Here is a 5,658-nt window from a genome sequence, read left to right as displayed (position 1 = left end):
GCCACAGCCACCAAGCCCAAACTGCGCTATTCGGCGGGCAAGCAATCCGGCCAGGTGCGTGCGCTGCGCCGCTTGCTGCCGGGCGGCGTGTTCGACAAGGTCATGCGCAAGTTCAACGAATTTCCGGCCTGAAACCGCCAGCCTTTATTTCCATTAGAAAGTCCCATTCCATGTCCTATTCTTCCGACGTTCTCTTTCGCCCTTTCTCGGTCGGCAGCCTAAACCTGTCCAACCGCATCGTCATGGCGCCCATGACGCGGGTGATGGCACCCAACGGCGTTCCAGGCGAATCCAACGCCACCTACTACCGCAAGCGTGCCGAAGGCGGCGTTGGGCTGATCTTGTCCGAGGGCACGGTGGTCGACCGGCCCGCTTCACGCTACGAATCTGGCATTCCGGTATTCCACGGTACGCCCGCGCTCGGCGGCTGGAAGGGTGTGATTGATGCCGTGCACGCCGCGGGCGGGCGCATGGGCCCCCAGCTTTGGCATACCGGCTCGACGCGCAGCATGAGCGGCTGGGAGCCAGAGGTTCCGGTGGAGAGCCCATCCGGGCTGGTAGCACCCGGAGATCTGCGTGGCACGGCGATGGGCGACGAAGCCATCGCCGACACCATTGCCGCTTTTGCACAGGCCGCTGCCGATGCCAAGCAACTTGGCTTCGACACAGTGGAAATCCACGGGGCCCACGGCTACCTGATCGACCAGTTCTTCTGGCAGGGCACCAACGAACGCGCCGACCGCTACAACGGCGCCACGATCAAAGAGCGCGCCCGCTTTGCCGCTGAGGTGGTCAAGGCGATGCGCACGGCCGTGGGGCCCCATTTTCCCATCATCCTGCGCGTCAGCCAGTGGAAACAACAGGATTACGCCGCCCGCCTGGCCGCCACACCGGCCGAGATGGCGGACTGGCTGGTGCCGCTGGTGGAAGCCGGGGTCGATGTGCTGCATTGCTCGCAACGGCGCTTCTGGGAGCCAGAGTTTCCCGAGATCGACGGCGAAGCCGGGCTGAACTTTGCGGGCTGGGCGAAGAAGCTGACGGGCGCGGCGACGATCAGCGTCGGCTCGGTGGGCCTGTCGAGTGACTTCTTTGGTGCCTTCGGTGGCCAGGGCTCGCAGAGCGATGGTCTGGAGAAGCTGGTTGCGCGCATGGCGCGTGACGAGTTTGACCTGATCGCGGTGGGCCGGGCACTGATCAGCGATGCCGCTTGGGCGCGTAAGATCCAGTCGGGCGATACGGCCCAACTGAAGGGCTTCGAGGCTGCGTCCTTGGCCGAGCTGGTTTAAACACCAAACGCTATGTAAAAAATAGCTGCCAGCGCAGGTACCACATGCGCCGGAGGCCTATTTTTTATAAATTTTTGACACCGATAGAAGCTGCGCCAAACTGACAAAACCGTCATAAAGCCGACAGCGTAGGGTCGGCGCGCCTGCCTACAGTGGATGCTGCCATGTATCCATTGAACGCCCCCTCGCGGCCTCGCCGCCCACACCCCTTGCGCAGCCCCTGGCTTGCCGCTGCCGCCCTGGCCGCGCTGCTGGCCGGTTGCGCCGTCGGCCCCGACTACGCCCGCCCGCCGCTGGATCTGCCCACCGCTTTCAAGGAAGACAGCGGCTGGAAACCCGCTACGCCGCAGTTGATCGACGCCCAGCATCCCTGGTGGACCATCTACCAAGACAGCACGCTGAATGGCCTGATGGCGCAGGCCAACCGCGCCAACCAGAACATCCGGCAGTCAGAGGCCGTGTACCGCGAGGCGCGGGCCATTGCCGCGGCCGCGCGGGCCGGGTACTTCCCCACTGTAGGGGCCACTGCCGGTGCCGCGCGGGCCCAGACCAACAGCAGCGGCAGCGTCAAGCTGGGCGACGACTACAGCCTGGGGCTGGCCGCCAGCTGGGAACCCGATGTGTGGGGCGCGGTGCGGCGCAGCGTAGAGGCGGGCGATGCCGGTACCCAGGCCAGCGCGGCCGATCTGGCCGGTGCGCGCCTGAGCATCCAGTCCACCTTGGCGCAAGACTACATGCAGGTCCGCGCCATCGACCTGCAGCGCAGCCTGTACGCCGCCACCACCGAGGCCTATGCCAAGTCCTTGGCGCTCACCCAGCACCAGTACGCCGTGGGCATCGTGCTGCGCTCCGACGTGGCTCTGGCGCAAAGCCAACTGGCCCAGGCCCAGGCCCAGGCCGTCGATCTGGATGCCCAGCGGACCCAGCTGGAGCACGCCATTGCGGTACTGACCGGGCAAGCCCCTGCGGCCTTTACGCTGGCCCGGCTGGACACGTCGGATGCCTTGCACATGGCCATTCCGGTGGTGCCGCCTGGCCTGCCCTCCAGCCTGCTGGAGCGCCGCCCTGACATCGCCGGTGCCGAGCTGCGCATGCGCGCGGCCAACGCCAATATCGGCGTGGCCCAGGCCGCGTTCTATCCGCAGATCACCCTCAGCGCCGCGGGCGGCTTCAGCAGCGCCACCCTCGGTGCGCTGTTCAACACGCCGAGCCGGGTCTTCTCGCTCGGCGCGGCCTTGGCGCAAACGGTGTTCGACGGCGGCCTGCGCCGGGCCCACAGCGACCAGGCCATTGCCAGCTATGACGCAAGCGTGGCGCAGTACAAGCAAACCGTGCTCAGCAGCTTCCAGCAGGTGGAGGACAACCTGGCCACGCTGCGCCTGCTGGAGCAGGAATCGCGCTACCAGGCCCAGGCCGTAGAAGCCGCGCAACTCTCTGAACGCCTGGCCTTGAACCAGTACCGCGCGGGTACCGCCACCTACCTCGGCGTGGTCACGGCGCAAACCCTGTCGCTGACCAACCAGCGCACCGCTGCCCAGTTGCTGGGCCGCCAGCTGGTGGCCAGCGTGGCCCTGGTCGCGGCCACCGGCGGCGGCTGGACTGCATCCGACACCGTATCTACCCCCTCCACAACCGCCTCGAACCCACCTGCCGGTTCAGGAAGCTGACGCCATGACCACCCCCTCCTCCGCGACTCCCCTTTTCCAACGCCGCCCGATCTGGATCGCGGCCACTGCCGTCCTCTTGCTAGGCGCCGCCACCGCCTGGTCGCTGCACCATGCCGCCTTCGCGGCCAACCAGGACACGGCCACCAAAGTGCTCCCGGTGCAGGTCACCACCGTGCGCGTGCAAGAGCAGAACGTGCCGCTCTACCGCACGGGCATTGGTGCGGTCAGCGCAATGGCCACCGTCACCGTCAAGGCCCGCATCGACGGCCAACTCGAAAAAGTCGGCTTTACCGAAGGCCAGGACGTGAAGGCCGGGCAACTGCTGGCCCAGCTCGACCCGCGCACGCTGCAGGCCCAGTTGGCCCAGGCCCAGGCCAGCCGCGCCAAGGACCAGGCCACGCTTTCCAACGCCCGCACCGACCTGGCGCGCTACGCCACGCTGATCGCCCAGGACGCCGCTACCCAGCAGCAGGTGGACACGCAAAAGGCCCTGGTGGCGCAGCTGGATGCCGCAGTGCAGACCGACAACGCCGCCGTGCAGTACGCCGAGGTGCAGCTCAGCTTCACCCGCATCGCGTCCCCCATCAGCGGGCGCGTGGGTGCGCGCCTGGTAGACCCGGGCAACATCGTGCACGCGGCCGACACCACCGGCCTGGTGGTCATCAACCAGATCGACCCGATTGCCGTGCAGTTCACCCTGCCCGAAGAAGCCGTGCAGGACATTAACCGCGCGCAGATCGACAGCAAGCAGCCGCTGGGCGTGGTGGCCTATGACCGCAGCGGCACCGAGCTGCTGGGTACCGGCAAGCTGACGCTGCTGAACAACCAGATCGACACCGCCACCGGTACCGTGCAGCTCAAGGGCAGCTTCGCCAACCCCTCGCACAGCCTGTGGCCGGGCCAGTTTGTCAACGTGCGGCTGCAGTTGGGCCAGCGCCAAAACGCGCTGACCGTACCCGCCGCTGCGGTGCAGCGCAGCCAGACGGGCACCTATGTGTGGACCGTGGGGGACGACAGCACCGTCGCCAACACGCCAGTGCATGTGGCACAAATCGCCGATGGCGTGGCCACCATCGACAAAGGACTGGCGGGCGGCCAACGCGTGGTGGTGGACGGGCAGTACAAGCTCAAGGCGGGCGTGGGTGTCATCGAACCGGCCAGCAAGCCCGCCAAACCCGTGGAAGCATTGAACGGGAGCCGCAATTGAGCATGTCCGCCACCTTCATCAAACGCCCCATCGGCACCACGCTGCTGGCCATTGCCCTGCTGCTGATCGGTGTGGCCGTGTTCCGGCTGCTGCCCGTGGCACCGCTGCCGCAGGTCGATTTCCCTACCATGCAGGTATCGGCCAACTTGCCCGGGGCCAGCCCGGAGACCATGGCCTCCAACGTGGCGCAGCCGCTGGAGCGGCAGTTTTCGCTGATCTCCGGCCTGTCGCAGATGACCTCCACCAGTGGCCAGGGCTCGACCCAGATCACGCTGCAGTTTGACCTGGACCGGGGTATCGATGCCGCTGCGCTGGACGTGCAGGCGGCCATCAACGCTTCCAGCGGCCAACTGCCGGCCACCTTGCCCAGCCCGCCAACCTTTCGCAAGGTGAATCCGGCGGATTCGCCGATCCTGATCATGGCGGTGCAGTCCAAAACCTTGCCGCTGACCGAAGTCAATGACTACGCCGACAACATCCTGGCGCAGCAGATTTCGCAAATCTCCGGCGTGGGCCTGGTCAACATCGGTGGTGTGCAAAAACCGGCCGTGCGGGTGCAGCTAGACCCGGCCAAACTCGCCGCGCTGAACCTGAGCCTGGAGGACGTGCGCACCGTCCTGTCCACCGCCACCGTCAACCAGCCCAAAGGCACGATTGATGGCGCGAACCAGAGCTTTACCGTCTACACCAACGACCAGTTGTTGAAATCGGCCCCTTGGAACGATGTGGTGCTGGCCTACCGCAACGGTGCGCCGGTGCGCGTGCGCGACCTGGGCGTGGCAGTGGACGGCCCTGAAAACTCCAAGATCGCTGGCTGGGCCTATGCCGGTGCCGCCGCACCCGCCAACAGCACGGTGCAAAACAGCCGTTCCATCGTGCTTGCGGTGTTCAAGCAGCCCGGTGCCAACGTGATCGACACCGTGGACCGCATCAACGCCGCCCTACCCAGGCTCAAGGCCTCGATTCCGCCCACGGTCGAGGTCACGCCCATCATCGACCGCACCCAAACCATCCGCGCTTCGGTGAAAGATGTGGAATTCACGCTGCTGCTGAGCATTGCGCTGGTGGTGGGGGTGATTTTTGTATTCCTGCGCAATGTGGCCGCCACCCTCATCCCCAGCGTCACCGTGCCGCTGGCGCTGATGGGCACGGTGGGGGTGATGTACCTGTTGGGCTACAGCCTGGACAACCTGTCGCTGATGGCGCTGACCATTGCGGTCGGGTTTGTAGTGGACGATGCCATCGTGATGCTGGAGAACATCTACCGCTACATCGAGGAAGGCATGGCACCGATGGAGGCCGCGTTCAAGGGCGCGGGCGAGATCGGTTTCACCATCATCTCGATCTCGGTATCGCTGGTGGCGGTGTTAATACCGCTGCTGTTGATGGGTGGCATCGTGGGTCGCTTGTTCCGCGAGTTTGCGGTCACGGTGACACTGACCATCGCCGTGTCGGTGCTGATTTCGCTCACCCTCACGCCGATGCTGTGCTCGCGCTT

Annotated in this window: 4 protein-coding genes; all 4 read left to right on the top strand. The window is 65.8% G+C overall.

Annotated elements, in window-relative coordinates:
• The first annotated feature begins 170 nt into the window (after window positions 1-170).
• Window positions 171-1,286, top strand: coding sequence for an NADH:flavin oxidoreductase (locus tag ABI213_RS11250; RefSeq protein WP_348027107.1), 1,116 nt, complete (start codon window positions 171-173; stop codon window positions 1,284-1,286).
• 164 nt (window positions 1,287-1,450) lie between these two features.
• Window positions 1,451-2,953 carry an efflux transporter outer membrane subunit gene (locus ABI213_RS11245; RefSeq protein WP_348027105.1) on the top strand — a complete coding sequence of 501 codons (1,503 nt, stop codon included), beginning with the start codon at window positions 1,451-1,453 and terminating at the stop codon, window positions 2,951-2,953.
• Window positions 2,954-2,957: 4 nt separating this feature from the next.
• The gene (locus tag ABI213_RS11240; RefSeq protein WP_348027103.1) at window positions 2,958-4,160 is read left to right on the top strand and encodes an efflux RND transporter periplasmic adaptor subunit; all 1,203 of its coding nucleotides are present in this window, start codon (window positions 2,958-2,960) and stop codon (window positions 4,158-4,160) included.
• Window positions 4,157-5,658, top strand: a 1,502-nt coding sequence (locus ABI213_RS11235; RefSeq protein ID WP_348027101.1) for an efflux RND transporter permease subunit, incomplete at its 3' end; no start/stop codon positions are given. The genes ABI213_RS11240 and ABI213_RS11235, both read left to right, overlap by 4 nt.

The sequence above is a fragment of the Rhodoferax sp. genome (assembly GCF_039922535.1).
Taxonomy (GTDB): domain Bacteria; phylum Pseudomonadota; class Gammaproteobacteria; order Burkholderiales; family Burkholderiaceae_C; genus Rhodoferax_B.
This window is presented reverse-complemented; position numbering and strand designations above follow the sequence as displayed.

Excerpts from the sequence above, each read along its gene's own strand:
- ABI213_RS11250 (WP_348027107.1), top strand. The coding sequence starts at position 171 with ATGTCCTATTCTTCCGACGTTCTCTTTCGCCCTTTCTCGGTCGGCAGC.
- ABI213_RS11245 (WP_348027105.1), top strand. The coding sequence starts at position 1,451 with ATGTATCCATTGAACGCCCCCTCGCGGCCTCGCCGCCCACACCCCTTG.
- ABI213_RS11240 (WP_348027103.1), top strand. The coding sequence starts at position 2,958 with ATGACCACCCCCTCCTCCGCGACTCCCCTTTTCCAACGCCGCCCGATC.